Origin of the sequence: Enterococcus pseudoavium NBRC 100491 (genome assembly GCF_001544295.1) — a bacterium.
In the GTDB taxonomy this organism is placed as follows: Bacteria; Bacillota; Bacilli; order Lactobacillales; family Enterococcaceae; genus Enterococcus_A; species Enterococcus_A pseudoavium.
On record NZ_BCQF01000037.1, the window covers coordinates 1 to 15,825 of the forward strand.

Annotated in this window: 20 protein-coding genes; 4 read left to right on the plus strand and 16 right to left on the minus strand. The window is 40.0% G+C overall.

Annotated features, from left to right (window positions below):
• The 8 genes from EP1_RS12340 to rpsP all read right to left on the minus strand — a co-directional run.
• A partial coding sequence (locus EP1_RS12340) for a thioester domain-containing protein (protein ID WP_281176173.1) occupies positions 1–593 on the minus strand: 593 nt, incomplete at its 3' end.
• Between the two features lie 79 nt (positions 594–672).
• Positions 673–1,335, minus strand: coding sequence for a hypothetical protein (locus EP1_RS12345; RefSeq protein WP_010740290.1), 663 nt, complete (start codon positions 1,333–1,335; stop codon positions 673–675).
• Positions 1,336–1,705: 370 nt separating this feature from the next.
• Positions 1,706–2,053: a 50S ribosomal protein L19 gene (gene rplS / locus EP1_RS12350; protein ID WP_067627892.1), complete on the minus strand. Its 348-nt coding sequence runs from the start codon at positions 2,051–2,053 to the stop codon at positions 1,706–1,708.
• A gap of 142 nt (positions 2,054–2,195) precedes the next feature.
• Entirely contained in the window at positions 2,196–2,933 is a 738-nt protein-coding gene (gene trmD, locus EP1_RS12355) for a tRNA (guanosine(37)-N1)-methyltransferase TrmD (RefSeq protein ID WP_067627894.1), read from the minus strand.
• Entirely contained in the window at positions 2,923–3,447 is a 525-nt protein-coding gene (gene rimM, locus EP1_RS12360; RefSeq protein ID WP_067627896.1) for a ribosome maturation factor RimM, read from the minus strand. The genes trmD and rimM overlap by 11 nt, the downstream gene beginning before the upstream one ends.
• A gap of 19 nt (positions 3,448–3,466) precedes the next feature.
• Positions 3,467–4,303: a lipoprotein gene (locus tag EP1_RS12365; protein ID WP_067627899.1), complete on the minus strand. Its 837-nt coding sequence runs from the start codon at positions 4,301–4,303 to the stop codon at positions 3,467–3,469.
• Between the two features lie 78 nt (positions 4,304–4,381).
• Positions 4,382–4,627 carry a KH domain-containing protein gene (locus EP1_RS12370; RefSeq protein ID WP_067627901.1) on the minus strand — a complete coding sequence of 82 codons (246 nt, stop codon included), beginning with the start codon at positions 4,625–4,627 and terminating at the stop codon, positions 4,382–4,384.
• A gap of 11 nt (positions 4,628–4,638) precedes the next feature.
• Positions 4,639–4,914, minus strand: a complete 276-nt coding sequence (gene rpsP / locus EP1_RS12375) for a 30S ribosomal protein S16 (protein ID WP_067627904.1) — start codon at positions 4,912–4,914, stop codon at positions 4,639–4,641.
• 203 nt (positions 4,915–5,117) lie between these two features.
• Here rpsP and EP1_RS12380 point away from each other — a divergent pair, with 203 nt between their 5' ends.
• Positions 5,118–5,672 carry an NADPH-dependent FMN reductase gene (locus EP1_RS12380; protein ID WP_067627907.1) on the plus strand — a complete coding sequence of 185 codons (555 nt, stop codon included), beginning with the start codon at positions 5,118–5,120 and terminating at the stop codon, positions 5,670–5,672.
• Positions 5,673–5,773: 101 nt separating this feature from the next.
• Positions 5,774–6,421, plus strand: coding sequence for a GNAT family N-acetyltransferase (locus EP1_RS12385; RefSeq protein ID WP_067627910.1), 648 nt, complete (start codon positions 5,774–5,776; stop codon positions 6,419–6,421).
• 24 nt (positions 6,422–6,445) lie between these two features.
• Here EP1_RS12385 and EP1_RS12390 read toward each other — a convergent pair whose 3' ends face one another.
• The 6 genes from EP1_RS12390 to EP1_RS12415 all read right to left on the minus strand — a co-directional run bounded on the left by EP1_RS12390 (position 6,446) and on the right by EP1_RS12415 (position 11,650).
• On the minus strand, positions 6,446–6,958 hold the full coding sequence (locus EP1_RS12390; protein WP_067627913.1) for a dihydrofolate reductase family protein: 513 nt from the start codon (positions 6,956–6,958) through the stop codon (positions 6,446–6,448).
• Positions 6,959–7,081: 123 nt separating this feature from the next.
• Positions 7,082–8,518 (minus strand): C69 family dipeptidase, encoded by a 1,437-nt coding sequence (locus EP1_RS12395; protein WP_245630620.1) that lies wholly within the window; start codon positions 8,516–8,518, stop codon positions 7,082–7,084.
• 87 nt (positions 8,519–8,605) lie between these two features.
• Positions 8,606–9,181, minus strand: a complete 576-nt coding sequence (locus EP1_RS12400) for a DNA-3-methyladenine glycosylase I (protein ID WP_067627919.1) — start codon at positions 9,179–9,181, stop codon at positions 8,606–8,608.
• A 155-nt stretch (positions 9,182–9,336) separates the two neighbouring features.
• Complete coding sequence (gene ffh, locus EP1_RS12405; protein ID WP_067627923.1) at positions 9,337–10,752, minus strand: signal recognition particle protein; 1,416 nt, start codon at positions 10,750–10,752, stop codon at positions 9,337–9,339.
• A 98-nt stretch (positions 10,753–10,850) separates the two neighbouring features.
• Positions 10,851–11,189: a putative DNA-binding protein gene (locus EP1_RS12410; protein WP_067627926.1), complete on the minus strand. Its 339-nt coding sequence runs from the start codon at positions 11,187–11,189 to the stop codon at positions 10,851–10,853.
• On the minus strand, positions 11,189–11,650 hold the full coding sequence (locus EP1_RS12415; RefSeq protein ID WP_067627929.1) for a 2-thiouracil desulfurase family protein: 462 nt from the start codon (positions 11,648–11,650) through the stop codon (positions 11,189–11,191). Before EP1_RS12415 ends, EP1_RS12410 begins: the two co-directional genes overlap by 1 nt.
• A 121-nt stretch (positions 11,651–11,771) precedes the next feature.
• Here EP1_RS12415 and EP1_RS12420 point away from each other — a divergent pair, with 121 nt between their 5' ends.
• Both EP1_RS12420 and EP1_RS12425 read left to right on the plus strand, forming a co-directional pair.
• On the plus strand, positions 11,772–12,467 hold the full coding sequence (locus tag EP1_RS12420) for a response regulator transcription factor (protein ID WP_067627932.1): 696 nt from the start codon (positions 11,772–11,774) through the stop codon (positions 12,465–12,467).
• Entirely contained in the window at positions 12,464–14,200 is a 1,737-nt protein-coding gene (locus EP1_RS12425; RefSeq protein ID WP_067627935.1) for a sensor histidine kinase, read from the plus strand. Before EP1_RS12420 ends, EP1_RS12425 begins: the two co-directional genes overlap by 4 nt.
• Positions 14,201–14,265: 65 nt before the next feature.
• Here the strand turns inward: EP1_RS12425 and EP1_RS12430 are convergent, their stop codons facing one another.
• Both EP1_RS12430 and EP1_RS12435 read right to left on the minus strand, forming a co-directional pair.
• Positions 14,266–15,138: a phosphate ABC transporter substrate-binding protein PstS family protein gene (locus EP1_RS12430; RefSeq protein ID WP_067627939.1), complete on the minus strand. Its 873-nt coding sequence runs from the start codon at positions 15,136–15,138 to the stop codon at positions 14,266–14,268.
• A 313-nt stretch (positions 15,139–15,451) separates the two neighbouring features.
• On the minus strand, positions 15,452–15,825 hold a 374-nt coding region (locus EP1_RS12435; protein ID WP_067627942.1), incomplete at its 5' end, for an IS3 family transposase.

Consider the following 15,825-nt stretch of genomic DNA (forward strand, 5'->3'; position numbering starts at 1 on the left):
AAGCCATTCGTATCGGTCACAGTTGCCGATTGACCTAACACAGTTTTCACCGTGGAGTTATGGAAGCTTGGTTTCTTCTGATAGTCGGCGATTGCTTGATTAATTTTTGCTTCAATGGCGGCGATATTTACGGCACTGCCATCGGAACGTTTGATGGAGTGAAGCGTGTAGCCATTGACTTCTTGCCAGATCATCTTCTGAGCCACAATATGGGTATCCACATCCGTGCCGGCATTCTTCCACAATACAGAAACTAGTTTTGCTTTTTCCGGCATAGATGGTAATGGATTCTTCTCATATCCAGGAGTGTACTCATTGTAAATCGGCACCCCTGGCTCAATACAGAAAATATCTTGTTTCACACCATTGTAGACAGCATAGTGCGGAACGGTGACTTCTGACATAGGACGGCCGTCACTAAAAGTGCCTTCAACAGCATATTGATGTGCTAAATCCAGTTCAACCGTCACCGTTTGTGGATGGGTGATTTTCTCGGCAAAAGCAATCATTGGACTAATTGATCCCCCAAGTGTTTGACCTAATAAAGCTAACGCCGCAAACAAGCGCCAATTCTTAAATCTTGGCTTTTTCATAAAATAAATCTCCTTTCGTTTTTGGGTAATAAAAAAGACGTTCAAATTTTTAGTTTTGAACGTCTGATTTAGAGTGCTACTATTTAGTTTTCTTTGTTTTAGATAAGTTGTTTCTCTGTTTATAGATTTTGATTCTTCGATAATCAAACCCTATCTCTGCCATTAATTCCTCCCAATTTTTATTTGTTCTTTTCATTATTGTATCAACTGACGGCAGCCTCGGTGATTGAACGAGTTTCCGAAATTTCGTCATTGATAAATCATCCTGTAGTTTTAATCGGATTATTTCATTTTTTAATTCTAACATCAGTTCGAAATCAGTAAATCGAGGACTATCATTTTTTTCTTTAAAAAGTGGACGTATATCTCCTAGTCTCTTTTTAACAGTACTAAGTGAAGGGATATCCTTCCCTACCGATTTTTGTTCGTACATTCGTTGGGAGATTATCTTCTCACACTTAATAAAGGATTCTACTATTTCCAATAATTCTTGTTCTGACATTCTAGCCCATTTCCCATAACCAGTATTTTCTCGTCCTATACTAATCAACAAATTCTCCCATGATCCATATTTTTTATTAATAAACCACATACTTGGTGCCGAATTTGGATTTTCTGATAGTTTCTTCTGGTATTGACGACTAGATTTAATTCCATGTTTTTCGATGAATTCATTAATTGTTAAAATCAGTTTTAAATCACTTTGATTTTTCCAAATGATACGTCCATCATTTTGCTTCACGATAAAAACTCCTAATAATTATTTAGATAGAAGCCTATCACATCAACTTTTTAGTAGAAAAGTACATGTTTTGTCTTTTTTGCTAGTAGCTGACCCTTTGAGAAACTTGGGTTCAAAAGTTGCTAAATTCGGTAAATGTTTTGGTATTTTTCGTATTATATTTGTCGTCAAGCTGACTACTAAATTTTGCCCTATTTTGACGACACTGATAGTCAATGTCGGACAATCTAGGACAATTTAGGGGAATATGGGTGAAAAATGAACCAAAACAGCCAAAAATGGCTTAAAACTGTGATAGAGAAAAAAGAAAAAGCCCTTGATATACAAGGACTTTTCACAGATTTCAGATTTCCAAGGAAGTTTTCCGTGTTTATCTTCTGATTTCTTTGATACGAGCTGCTTTTCCGTGTAATGCACGTAAGTAGTAAAGTTTTGCACGACGTACTTTACCGTAACGAACAACTTCGATTTTCGCAACACGTGGAGTGTGTAATGGGAATGTACGTTCCACACCAACACCGTTAGAGATTTTACGTACAGTGTAAGTTTCGCTGATACCAGCTCCACGACGTTTGATTACTACGCCTTCGAATAACTGGATACGTTCGCGAGTACCTTCGACAACTTTCGCGTGAACGCGAACAGTGTCCCCAGGACGGAATGCTGGGATGTCAGTACGTAATTGTTCTTGAGTTAAAGCTTCGATTAATGGATTCATTTTATCATTCTCCTAATTTCCAAACAATCTTAGGGTGCATCACCCCAGCGGATTATCGTAATAGATGAGTTATACACTCACCAAATCATTCTAACAGAGGTCGATCTATCTGTAAAGATAAAATTCTTGTCGCCTGAAAATTTTATAATTCTTCTGCTTTGATCTCAGACAGGAGTTTTTCCATTTCGGGAGTCAATGCTATTTTTTCCAGCATATCAGGTCGCCGCAAATAGGTCCGGCGGAGAGATTCTTTTAATTGCCACTCTTCAATCAAACGGTGATTGCCATTCATCAAAACTTCCGGTACTCCCATTCCCTCAAATTCCGCTGGACGGGTATACTGGGGATGTTCCAACAAACCGGTTGAATGGGAATCGGTTTTTGCTGAGGTTTGATTCCCCAGAACATCCGGCAGTAACCGAACCGTCGCGTCGATCATCACCATCGCACCCAGTTCACCGCCAGTCAAGACGTAATCACCCAAAGAAACCTCATCAGTTACTAGTGAACGAATCCGTTCATCGTAGCCTTCGTAATGCCCACAAATAAATACAAGCTGCTCTTCTTGTGAAAATTCTTCCGCCATTTTCTGATTAAAAGGTTTACCGGCTGGATCTAGCAAGATCACACGTTTCTTTTGATCACCGGTTTCCGCTTCGATCGCTTTCAAATTATCATAGATTGGCTGGACTTTTAACAGCATACCGGCCCCGCCGCCGTAGGGATAATCATCAACTTGTTTGTGTTTATTATCCGAATATTGACGAAAATCATGAACATTGATTTCTAATAACTCTTTTTCAATCGCTTTGCCAATGATGGATTCACCTAGTGGCCCTTCGACCATCTTAGGAAAAATTGTTAATACATCAATTCGCATCGTCCAACAGTCCTTCCGGAATTTCCACCTGAACGATGCCTTCAGTTAAATCGATATCCTTAACTACCGATTCAATGTAAGGTATCAAAGCATCTTTTTGTCCTTTTCGTTTTACGACCCACACATCATTAGCGCCCGGCGACAAAATCTCGGTGATCTTGCCGATTTCTTGCTTTTGTTCATCGACTACCGTTAAGCCAATAATTTCATGGTAATAATATTCATGCTCGGCTAAATCACCCAATTGCTTTTCTGAAATCTTTAAGATCCCATCGCGAAAAGCTTCGACATCGTTGATATTGGGGTAGCCTTCAAAGCTCAGCAGATCAAAATTTTTATGACGGCGATAGCTAGTGATTGTTAATGGTAGCATTTCTTGATTATCGCGAAATAAGAAAAGTTGTTCACCAACTTGATAGCGTTCCTCAGCGAAATCAGTCGTTGAAATTACTCGAACTTCTCCGCGAATTCCATGAGTATTTACGATCTTTCCTACTTTATAATAATTAGTCACGTGTTTCCCTCTTTCTATGCTAGTTTGTCATCGAAACAGCCATTTTCAGGCTATTCATCGAATCACGATTCATGATTGTATAAACCTGCTGTTCATTTTGCCAAACCACTCGATTGGATTGGTAATCACTTGAGGTAACTTGCAGTGAAATCTGACCGGCATCGCGGGGCACTGGTAAGAACGCGGTCTCTAGATACTCAACTGCTTGTTTAGCCAATGGAACAGGATCTTCTTGCTCAAGATTGTTGGCGCGCACAGCTAAACTCCAGTTTCCTTCTTTCCAATTCAGAAAACTTGATCCCGCCCCGGCTGTTTGATAACCGGTTAAGTTATGACCGAGATCGACTTGCTGACCATTTGGATCATAGGTTTGACCAACTTGTTCTTGAGCGCTGGCTTTTGAATCAAAGGTTTCTCTCTGAAATTCGGCAATTGGCGTTTGATCCTGCAATACTGGATCATTAAAGGGCGTTTCTTCCGTTACTTGATAATAGTGTACCGTCAGAATTCCTTGTTCTTCAGAAGCCATTATTCCAACCGGTTTTCCACCATCGATCATTAGCGGATCAGGAAATTGTTGGTTAGGATAATTGGCTTTTAACTCATCAATAGCAGAAAGTGTATGGTTTTGATGAGGAGAATCAGTCTTAGAACTAGTCGTTGCCGAAGTTTTATCTGAATTGTTATTGGCTTCCTTCATTTCCGAGGTTGCACTGGTTGCCGATGTAGAAACGGAACTAGTCTGTGTGGTCGTTACTGCAGATGATGCCCTACTGCTATCCTTTGAGTCATTCGTTTCAGAATTGCAAGCGGCCAAGCTAACTAATGCACTGAACAAGAATAAATATTTTTTCATGATGGAACACCTCCATCTTTAGTTTATCGTAACTCTAACGAAAAAACACTCGAATCAAACTGACTCGAGTGTCCTCACTTATTTACCATCCACGATGTTAAGACGAACTTTTTTCGGTCCATTGGTCCGAACACTGTAAACGATCGTTCGGATCGCTTTTGCTACTCGGCCTTGTTTTCCGATAATTCTGCCGATGTCTTCCGGTGCAACCGTTAAGTTGTACTCGAAGAAATCGTTAGACTCTTCAATCTCTAACTTCACTTCTTCAGGCTTAGTCACCAAAGGGTGAACAATGGTTAACACAAGGTTCGTTAAATCTTGCATATTAAATCACCTTACTTCTTAGTGAATTTAGCGTCGTGGTGTTTTTGCATGATGCCTTCTTTAGAAAGGATGTTGCGAACGGTATCAGAAGGTTGCGCACCTTTTTGTAACCAGTTTAAAACATCTTCTTCTTTTAAAACGACTTCTGCAGGGTTTTTCAAAGGATTATAAGTACCTACAGTTTCGATAAAACGTCCATCACGAGGAGAACGAGAATCAGCAACAACGATACGGTAGAAAGGTTTCTTTTTAGAACCCATACGTTTCAAGCGGATTTTAACTGCCATTGTATAACTACACCTCCATATAATTAATCACAAGAAGTAGTCTAACACGGTTTTTGTTAGCTGTAAAGAGTTTTTTCTTTACAGTCTCTTTTTTTCTGCTAAAGCATATCTTTTGCTCTTTTTACTTATTTTTTGTAAGATTAATACATCGGGTAAATATATATGCGACATCATAAAAATAAGTTTATACAGGAGGAACAGTTATGTCAAAAACAATTGGTATTTTAGTTGGTAGCCTGCGCAAAGATTCATATAACAAAATCGTTGCTAAACAATTTGCGGAGTTACTACCTGAAGGATTTGAAGCAAAATTTATCGAAATCGGCGATCTACCATTTTACAATGAAGATCTCGAAGTGGAAGGCTCTGTTCCAGCAGCTTGGACACGCTTAAGAAAAGAAGTCAGTGAAGTTGACGGCTTATACTTTGTTACACCTGAATACAATCGTTCTGTCCCAGCAGCTTTGAAAAACGCTTTAGATGTTGGTTCTCGTCCAATGGGCAGCAGCGTTTGGGGCGGTAAACCTGGCTTAGTCGTAACAGTCTCTCCTGGTGGTCCTGGTGGTTTTGGTGCTAACCACGCCTTACGTCAATCATTAGTTTTCTTGGATGTTCCAACTTTACAACAACCAGAAGCTTACATCGGCGGCATTACGAAATTAGTCGATAACGATGGACATATCGTTGAGGGAACGGTGAAATTCTTCCAAACAATTACTGATAAGTATATTGAATTCTTCAACAAACTTACAAAATAAATAATTTCTATTAAAAGACCTGCGATGTTTCGCAGGTCTTTTCTTTTTGTCAATATGCTATACTGACCATAAATGTAAACAAACAAGTCAGGAGGGATTATTTGACTGTTACGATCCGATTAGAAGAAGAAAAAGATTATCGCAACGTGGAGGAAATCACCCGGAAAGCTTTCTGGAATTTATATGTTCCCGGTGCGGAAGAACATTATATCGCCCATCATTTACGCAAGCATCCCGATTTCATTCCTGAATTAACCTTTGTAATCGAAGTAGACGGAAAAATTATCGGCAGTATTTTTTATAGTCACTCAAAGATAATTGACCAAGCAGGGATTGAACATCCCGTTATCTCGTTTGGACCGGTAAGTATTGATCCCGCCTACCATCGCCAAGGTTATGGCCGGCAATTGATTGAACACTCAATCACCGAAGCCAAATGCTTAGGCTATCAAGCCATCGTGATCGCAGGCTTTCCCTATCACTACCATCCTTATGGTTTTATCGGTGCTAAAAAATATCATCTTTCAATGCCTGATGGAAATTATTATACAGGGATTATGGCCCTGCCACTAAAAGAAGGGGCTCTTGATCAGCTTGAAGGGAAAATTATTTTTTCTGAAGGACTGTACCCCAATCCCGATAGCTTAGAAGCGTTTGATCGAACTTTTCCTTTTGAGGAAAAAAAAGTATTGGCCAGTCAGACAACATTTGCCTCGACCGCTAGTGAAATTGACGAAAATGAGTATTAAAAAAAGCCAGTGTTCTGGCTTTTTTTATTTTTTCAAATGTAATTGGGCAAATTGACCAAATTGTTCAGTTTCCAACAGTTGGAATTTTTGTTGATTGGTTTGCGGTAAAAATAAGGGAATCCCCTCACCTAATAGAAGCGGTACAATTTGAATCCACCATTCTTCGATCAAACTAGCTTCAATCACAGGTTGTAACAAGGCCCCGCCGCCAACGACCCACACGGTTTTATCCGCTGGTAAGTTCTTAATAAACTCGACTGGATCTTCATTAACCACCTGTAAATTACTATCAACCTCAAGTACAGAATGGCTAAATACGTAATTCTCTTTCTCAGGATAAATGACCGTTAATTCCTGGTCACGTTTAACTACCTCATAGGTCCGGCGGCCCATCATGGTATAATCGATCGTTTGATAAAATGCCTCATACGGAACGAGCTCGCCGCCCTCTTGTTGATAAAGCCATTCCAAGCGATCCTCTTTATCTGCTAAGAAGCCATCCAAACTAATTGCTCCATAAAAAACTGCTCTTGCCACCTAATCCCCTCGCTTTCTATCTCTTTATTTTATCAAGCTGCTGGTTTTGTACCAACTTCTTTGCTTATCAAAGGCGCGTCCTTCACAAAAAAGACTTCCCAGTAAAACTGGAAAGTCCGTTGTTTATAAATTGATATCCATTTTATAAGTCAATTTTGATAGATCAATACTGTCTTTAACTAATTGACCGATGTATTTCATCGCTTTGACTTTCATTGCTTCAACGATCTCATGATTACGTTTCGTCAAAAATGCGGTTAATTCAGCACCTTGCAAAGCTTGAGCCTTTTCATCCGTTTCAGCGACTAGCCGAATTAAATTTTCGCGGCAATCTTTAACAAAATCATTATCGGATTCGATCAACTCACTGTAATGTCCTTCTACCAAGGCGGTGATTGTGCGATACATCCAGTAACCGTCAGATAAATTCCAATCCAATGAAGTATTGTTGAAACTTGGATCGGTATCCGTTGCATTTCCATAAAATGGTAAATGCGGATTGAATGCTGGCACACCTAAGCAGACCCACATAATCGTTGAAAGTTCTTCTGGTACATGGTTGCGGACTTGCATGATATGAGAATCTTGCGTCCGATTCAACGCGATTGGACGATATAGATGTTTCTCCCGCTCCGTTCCTTTACCATAAGGATCATAGACCGTTTCATTGTAATGAGAACCTAAAATATAAGCAATATCTTCCAAGCTGATTTTGCGATTGGCCTTACGCAAGAAAGGCAAGTTTGAAGACACCGGACTTTGGTCGATTTCTGGGTTTAAATAGCGTTGACCAAACCATACACGTGGCGTGTTGTAATAACGATCTTTTTCGCTATCCGTTCCAAAAATGTGGCGGAAATTAAAGCCTTCATGATCAGGGTTCAAATGGTTTTTTTCAACAAACTCTTGGATCCCCTCGGACCACATAAAATTATCCGGATCGTTAAAATCAATTTCCTCTTGAGCCACTTGGTTGGCGATCACGGCATAATGATCTGCCGGAATACGTTGGGCTACCCAATGATGTCCCGTTACAATTTCCATGTACCAAACTTCATTCTTGTCACTAAAAACTACACCATTGCCTTCTGGTGAGCCAGATTTTTTAATAATCTCACCTAAATATTCCACTCCGTGGCGGGCAGAATCGATATACGGCAATACCGCTACCACCATCGAATCTTCGGCAATTCCAGTTTTGACTAGCGGATCAAAAGCCAGCACATGTTCATTGGCGTAGACACTTTCAGTCGCACTGATACCGACATTTTTTTCGTTAAAACCGCTGCCGCCAAAAATCCCTTCTTTTTCAACATTTACATTAGGAACCATTTGATAGCGATACGCTTTTTCAGGATAATCAAACGTAAAACCATTTTTATTGGATACATATTTACCACTTTGATGATCGTTGCGGGGAATTACTTGGATTTTTTGTGGTGTATCTGCCACAAACATATCGTTGTTCCGAGCCATCATTGTTGAACCATCTGTTGATGCTTTCTTACCTACTAAAATCGTTGTACAAGCCATTACCATTGCCTCCCATTTTACATTCATCGGTTCCACCGCAACAAATCAATGGAGCTGATATTTTTTCTTACAGGACAACTATAACGCTGATGGCTCAAAAAGACCAAAGAAAACCTAAATCGTTTTCTTTTTGGTCAATTCTGCGTAACGAAAGCACTTATTTTCATGATCATTGACAATTCCTACCGCCTGTAAAAAAGCATAGATCGTTGTACTGCCGACAAATTTAAACCCGCGTTTTTTTAGATCTTTCGCAATAGCATCAGACAGCTCCGTTTTCGTGGGAATCTCTGCGGCTGTCTGAATTTGATGGTCAATAACTTGATGATCAGTGAAGCCCCATAAATAATCTGAAAAACTTAAACCTGCTGCCTGCATCGCTAAAATCTTTTGAGCATTATTAATCGCTGCTTCGATTTTACGCCGATTTCGGATGATCCCGGCATCTTGCATTAACGATTCAACTTTTGCTTCATCAAACGCCGCTACTTTTTCAAGTTCAAATTGTTCATAAGCTCGATCAAAGTTATCCATTTTATTTAAAATCGTCTGCCAACTTAAGCCTGCTTGATTCATATCCAAAACTAATTTACGAAAAAGACGCTGATCATCAAACTCAGGCACACCCCAAACCGTGTCATGATACATTTGCATATTTTCCCGACTACCAGCCCACTGACAACGTTGCATTCTCATCACTCCCATCTTTCTATTCACAGAAAACGAACATATGCTCCCCTTTAGTATAGCAGAAATCAGGCAAAATTCATTAAAAATTTCGTGATTAATTACTCTTAAACCAATAGAGGGTGTGACAAAGTTTTTGTCACACCCTCGCTCAATACTTATTTCCGTTTTTTCTTTTTCTTTTTACTTTTCTTAACCATTCGATTCATGGCCATCTTACCCATTTTTCCTTTGATACCGGAACCAAACATTTGATCCATGCCCGCTGGCATAGTGCCTTTACTCATTTGCTGCATCATCTTGCGGGATTCTTTGAACTGCTTGATCATGCGGTTGACTTCCACCACAGAGTTACCTGAACCGGCCGCAATCCGGCGACGTCGGCTTGGATTTAGCAGATCTGGATCTTCCCGTTCTGCAGGCGTCATTGAGTAAACCATCGCTTTTTTCCGTTCAACATCTTTTGGATCAACTTTGACATTTTCAATTCCTGGCATTTGGCTCATTCCAGGAATCATTTTTAGTAGATCTTCAATTGGACCCATTCCCATTACTTGATCCAACTGTTCGATAAAGTCATTGAAGTCGAAGGTATTTTCCTTCATCTTACGAGCTAGTTCTTCGGCTTTTTTCTCATCGTAATCTTGCTGAGCTTTTTCAATCAGCGTTAGCATATCACCCATGCCTAAGATTCGACTAGACATGCGATCTGGGTGGAATACTTCTAGATCCGTTAGTTTTTCACCAGAACCCACAAATTTAATCGGTGCACCAGTGACTGCCCGAATCGACAGTGCCGCACCACCACGGGTATCACCATCTAATTTGGTGATGACAACCCCGGTGATTCCCAGTTGTTCATTGAAACTTTGCGCAACATTGACTGCATCTTGACCAGTCATCGCATCGACAACTAACAAAATTTCATTTGGCTGGGCAACTTCTTTGATTTGTTTCAATTCATCCATCAACGCTTCATCAATATGCAAACGACCAGCCGTATCGATCAAGACGTAATCATTTTTATTTTCCCGTGCTTGCTCCATCCCTTGACGGACGATCTCGACAGGGCTAACCTCTGTTCCTAGATCAAAAACTGGCACATTTAATTGTTGACCCAATACTTTTAATTGATCAATCGCCGCTGGACGATAAATATCGCCTGCGATCATTAAAGGACGCGCTTTTTCATTTTTGATCAATTGATTGGCTAGTTTTCCGGCAAAGGTGGTTTTACCAGCCCCTTGTAAACCTACCATCATAATAACGGTCGGGATCTTCGGTGATTTTTCTAATCCGACGGCTTCTGAGCCTAATGTTTTGGTCAACTCTTCGTCAACGATTTTGACGATTTGTTGTGCTGGGGTCAAACTTTCCATCACTTCGACGCCTAAAGCACGCGTCCGGACTTCTTTGGTAAATTGCTTCACTACTTGTAAGTTAACGTCGGCTTCAAGTAAAGCCAAACGAATCTCACGCATCATTTCGGTGATATCGGCTTCCGTGACTTTTCCTTTTTTACGTAATTTTCCCATCGCAGCTTGTAGACGCTGCGTTAAACTTTCAAATGCCATTGCTGATTTTCCTTTCTTCTATTAAAATACTACTTTACGTTAAACTGGTGTTTGAGTAGCTGATGAATCATTTCTTATTAACTGAAATATTCCACCTTTTACTCGTCTAAATCTTGTAAGCCGGTAATTGTTGCGGCTAAAAACTCATCTTTAGGATAGTGTTCCGTTACGTATAATGCTAATTTGTCTAATTGCTCTGAGCGAACAATGTAATCGGAAAATAAATGCAGTTTGCGTTCGTAATCCTCTAAGATTTTTTCTGTCCTTTTGATATTATCATAAACTGCTTGCCGACTCACCTGATATTCCTCAGCAATTTCTCCTAAAGAAAAATCATCCGCGTAATACAGCTCCATGTAATTCATTTGTTTTTCTGTTAACAGCGTTGCGTAGAATTCAAACAACGCATTCATTCGATTGGTTTTTTCGATTTCCATTACTTCATCCTCATTTCTTGCCAGTTTTCCTCGGAATAAACAGGTATTCCTTGTTGGATAAAGTAGGCTGTTGCCACTCCGACACCTTTGATCCGATTTCCGGAAAAACTACCGTCATAGATCATGCCACTGCCGCAAGAGGGGCTTCGTTCCTTTAAAATCAGTTCAGTGATCTGCAGTTCGCGCATTTTTTCAAAAGCTGTAATTGCGCCTTGTTTGAAAACTTCGGTCACGTCATTGCCCTTCTTATCAAGGACACGGGCTTGATTACGCCACACATCAAAACCATCACCGCCTTGAATCTCAGCTGGTGTCCGAGGTGTTGGTAAGCCGCCTAAAACTTCTGGACAAAACAAAATTGCTTGGCCTGTTTCAACTAAATTTCTCAACACGACAATTTCATTCGATCCACCGTCATAACGGCAAGCTACACCGCCTAAACAGGCACTGATTCCTAACATCGCTACTTCCCCCATCAAATTAATAGAAAATAGGTGACAAAACTGCCTTCCCATTATACCATTTATTCAGGTATGGAAATAGTCTTTCACAAATGAAAAGTTATTTAAAAAGGAGCCTTATATGAAACGTGTATTAGTTGTAGATGACGAGCTTTCAATCGTTAAGCTACTGAGCTTTAATTTAGAAAAAGAAGGATACGCTGTCACCACTGCTCAAGATGGAAAAGAAGGGTATGAACTGGCTCTAAATGAAAAATTTGATTTTATTATTTTAGATGTGATGCTGCCTTCGATGGATGGATTAGAGATTGCCAAAACACTCCGGCAAGAAAAAGTCGAGACTCCGATTTTAATGCTGACTGCCAAAGATGATACGATTGACCGGATTTTGGGGTTAGAAATCGGAGCCGATGATTATTTAACTAAGCCTTTTTCTCCCCGCGAAGTCCTTGCACGAATGAAAGCCATCTTTCGCCGAGTGGAACCGCGGCAAGAAAAAGTTGAGCATGAATTTCTAACAGTAGGGGACATCCAAGCGGACTTATCGAATTATCAAGTGACGGTGCGCGGTGAGAAAATTGAATTGACACCAAAAGAATTTGAACTGTTAGTTTATTTTATGAAGCGTAAAGAACGGGTGATCGATCGTGATACTCTGCTTGATCGCATCTGGCAGTATGATTTTTCTGGGCAAAGTCGGATCGTGGATGTTCATGTTTCTCACCTGCGAGAAAAAATCGAAGTCGATCCAAAGCATCCCCAATACTTGCAAACTGTTCGAGGCTTTGGCTATAAATTTCAGGTGCCGAATCAATGAAGCGCAAACACTTAGATTATCTCGTCCCTTTTCTACTCCTGTGTCTACTTTTTTTCGGTAGTTGGAAACTAGCCAACCATTTTTACACAAAAGAATTATTGGAGCAACAAGAAGAATTCTTAACTAGCAATGGTGAGTTGATGATTCATCGCCTCGATCTAAAACAATTAGATTCGGCTGATAATCAAATGGCGATCCAGAATTTTTCTCATGAAGCCAATGAACGGATCACCTTGTTAGATGCTAACGGAAAGATTATTTTTGACAGCAGCGAGCCCACTTTATCTGGCAGTCGTGAAAATCGCCCAGAAGTCAAAATTGTACTAAATAATAATGATATAGGCTCTTCTGTTCGCTACAGTACGACCTTAAAAACCGAGCTTCTTTACACGGCGCAACCAATCCGCTCCGGTGACGAGCTGTTAGGTATCCTGCGAATCGCTAAAAAAACTTCCGCCTTTCAGCCTAAAACGCGAAATTTCCAGCGGACGATTTTCGTCATTCTGATATTGTTCTATCTTTTCATCTACTTGATTATCTGCTATTTGACCTATCAGCGAAATCGGCCGATCGAAACAGTCTTGCCCGTTTTACAACGCATGTTAAAAGAGCCCGAAAAAAGCAACTACGTCATGCAGAACTCGCCACAATGGCAAGAACTCTACCTTACTGTCAATCAGATCAGTGAACAGTTAAATGAAACCTATGCTGCTTATACATCGACAGAAGAACAGTTTTCGACCCTTTTTCATGAGCTGACGATTGGTGTATTTATCATTGATACTGATGGACGCTTTGTGATGGTCAATCCTGCGATGGAAGAATTGCTCCAAATCGGCGGTGCCAGTCAGCATTATTATTGGCAAGTGATCGAGGATAATAAATTTATTCAGCTAATCCAGCAAATCTTAGTTGATAAAAATCAAGTCCATCAAGAAATCTCAACTAAACTACCTAGTGCGATGAATTTGGATATTCGTCTACGCTATCTTGAAAACGACAGCAAAGGTGATCAAATCATGGGAACGGTTTATGACTTAACCCATGTTCGTCGACTGGAAAAAATTCAACGTGACTTTGTCGGCAATGTTTCTCATGAATTAAAAACACCCGTTACTTCATTATTGGGTTTTACCGAAACGTTATTGGACGGTGCTAAAGACGATCCGGCACTAACTGAGGAATTTTTGACGATTATGCAGCATGATGCCAAACGTTTGAAGAGCCTGATTCAAGATATCATTGAATTATCAAAAGATAGTGATGATTTAGCTGAAGATTGGCAAACACTGGAATTAAACCAGTTCTTGCAACAACAAATTGAATTGTACCAACACCTGTTGCAAAATAAAAAAATCACTATCTCGCTTGATGGTGTTAAAAATTGTTTCTATCAAACTCGCCTAACTTTTTTCCAACCGATTATCAAAAATCTGCTGGAAAATGCCATTCAGTATTCTCCAGAAGAAAGTCAGATCGAGTTAAGCTATCGTTTGACTGATCATTTAGAAATTTCCGTCACCGATCACGGTATCGGGATGTCCCAAAGTGAGCAAAAACGGATCTTTGAACGCTTCTATCGGGTGGATAAAGCCCGTGCTCGCAACTCCGGTGGAACTGGCCTTGGCTTAGCGATCGTTAAAGAATACAGCGAAATTTTAGGTGGATCAATTGAAGTTGAAAGTCATCCAAAACTAGGTTCGACTTTTACCTTAAAATTGCCAAACAAATAAGGATCGTGGAAACCTCCACGATCCTTTTTCTTGGGGAAATATTCTTTCTTCACTTCGAAAAAAATTTATTTGACTGAACCGTCTGCTGTGCGTTCGACTTTCATTGAAGTAATTGGCAAATAACCAAGCTCTTTGACTGGCCCTTTTTGGACAGCATCACTTACCATGTATTTTAAGAAATCTGCTAAGGTTTTTGCTGGTTTGCCGTTAGTGTACATATGTTCATAGGACCAAATAGGCCATTTATTGGTTGTGATATTCTTTCCATTCGCTGTCACACCATCTAATTGTAATGCTTGCAGACTATCATCAACATAAGATAATGCTAAGTAGCTGATCGCGCCTGGAGTTTGTGCCACAATTTTTTTCACTGTTCCCGAAGAATCTTGTTCTTGTGATTGGATCGGTTCCTTACCGTCTAATCCCCATTTTTCAAATGTTGCCCGCGTACCGCTGCCAGAAGCCCGATTCACGACTTGAATCGCTTCATCCTTACCGCCGAGATCCTTCCAGTTTTTGATCTTACCGGTAAAAATATCGGTTAGTTCCTGTTTAGTAATATTTTTCACGCCCACATCTTTATTTACAACGGGTACAAAACCGACCACTGCGACTTTGTGATCGACTAATTTACTGGCGTCGATCCCATCCTTCTCTTCAGCAAAGACATCTGAATTACCGATTTCAACTGAACCACTCTCCACTTGACTCAAACCAGTCCCACTGCCTCCCCCTTGTACAGAGATCTGAACATTAGGATGATTTTGGGTATAACTTTCTTGGGCTGCATCAACTAATGGCTGTAAAGCCGTTGAACCGACTGCGGTGATTTTGGCAGTTTCTTCTTTTGCTGAACTAGTGTCCTTCGTTGCATTTCCACTGCCGCAGCCTGCTAACAGAATCCCTGAAAAGGCTAATGCTAAAATAATTTTCTTCATCATTTACACTCCTATTTTAGATAATGATTGTTTAAGAGAACGGGCTTGCTTTTGCCAGATCACTTATTTTTTAGTACATGTTTACTTTAGCAAGAGAACGTAAATATCTGATTGACAGCTTGTAAATGACCCGTAAAGAACTGTAAATATTTGGTAAAGACAAAATCAGCTTTGTTTCAACCATTTTGGTGTACAATACTTTTGAAAAGAAAACTATATGAGAGAAGTTGACAATATGTTAGTCATTACCTATTCTTTAAACGACTCAAAATGGATTTGAGTCAATATCTTGGACACATTTTAGTAGAGACGGTTATGTCATTTTTTCTTTTGCCAAATCTTCAAACTCCTGAGGGGTTAGATAGTGAATCGAACTATGAAGTCGATTCCGGTTATAAAATCCCTCAATATAGCTAAATAGTGCACGATTTGCTTCTTCAAAATTTGAGTAGCTAGTCGTGTAAACTTCTTCCTTTTTCAATGAGGCGTGGAAAGATTCGATTCCTGCGTTATCATAAGGTGTTCCCTTTCTACTATAGGAATGCCTTATTTTGTTGGTTTCAAGCCATTTTTCTACTTCTGTTGCTGTATATTGACTGCCCAAGTCAGTGTGTAGAATCATTCCTTCCGGAATGTGATACTTTAGTTTTGCTTTATTCAACGTTTGAATGACACAATCCACCGTCA

Coding starts and splice junctions, on each gene's coding strand:
- EP1_RS12395 (WP_245630620.1), bottom strand. CDS start 8,518: ATGAATGTAAAATGGGAGGCAATGGTAATGGCTTGTACAACGATTTTA.
- rplS (WP_067627892.1), bottom strand. CDS start 2,053: ATGAATCCATTAATCGAAGCTTTAACTCAAGAACAATTACGTACTGAC.
- trmD (WP_067627894.1), bottom strand. CDS start 2,933: ATGCGAATTGATGTATTAACAATTTTTCCTAAGATGGTCGAAGGGCCA.
- EP1_RS12430 (WP_067627939.1), bottom strand. CDS start 15,138: ATGAAGAAAATTATTTTAGCATTAGCCTTTTCAGGGATTCTGTTAGCA.
- EP1_RS12380 (WP_067627907.1), top strand. CDS start 5,118: ATGTCAAAAACAATTGGTATTTTAGTTGGTAGCCTGCGCAAAGATTCA.
- EP1_RS12415 (WP_067627929.1), bottom strand. CDS start 11,650: ATGTTAGGAATCAGTGCCTGTTTAGGCGGTGTAGCTTGCCGTTATGAC.
- EP1_RS12420 (WP_067627932.1), top strand. CDS start 11,772: ATGAAACGTGTATTAGTTGTAGATGACGAGCTTTCAATCGTTAAGCTA.
- EP1_RS12410 (WP_067627926.1), bottom strand. CDS start 11,189: ATGGAAATCGAAAAAACCAATCGAATGAATGCGTTGTTTGAATTCTAC.
- rpsP (WP_067627904.1), bottom strand. CDS start 4,914: ATGGCAGTTAAAATCCGCTTGAAACGTATGGGTTCTAAAAAGAAACCT.
- ffh (WP_067627923.1), bottom strand. CDS start 10,752: ATGGCATTTGAAAGTTTAACGCAGCGTCTACAAGCTGCGATGGGAAAA.
- EP1_RS12365 (WP_067627899.1), bottom strand. CDS start 4,303: ATGAAAAAATATTTATTCTTGTTCAGTGCATTAGTTAGCTTGGCCGCT.
- EP1_RS12400 (WP_067627919.1), bottom strand. CDS start 9,181: ATGCAACGTTGTCAGTGGGCTGGTAGTCGGGAAAATATGCAAATGTAT.
- EP1_RS12425 (WP_067627935.1), top strand. CDS start 12,464: ATGAAGCGCAAACACTTAGATTATCTCGTCCCTTTTCTACTCCTGTGT.
- EP1_RS12370 (WP_067627901.1), bottom strand. CDS start 4,627: ATGCAAGATTTAACGAACCTTGTGTTAACCATTGTTCACCCTTTGGTG.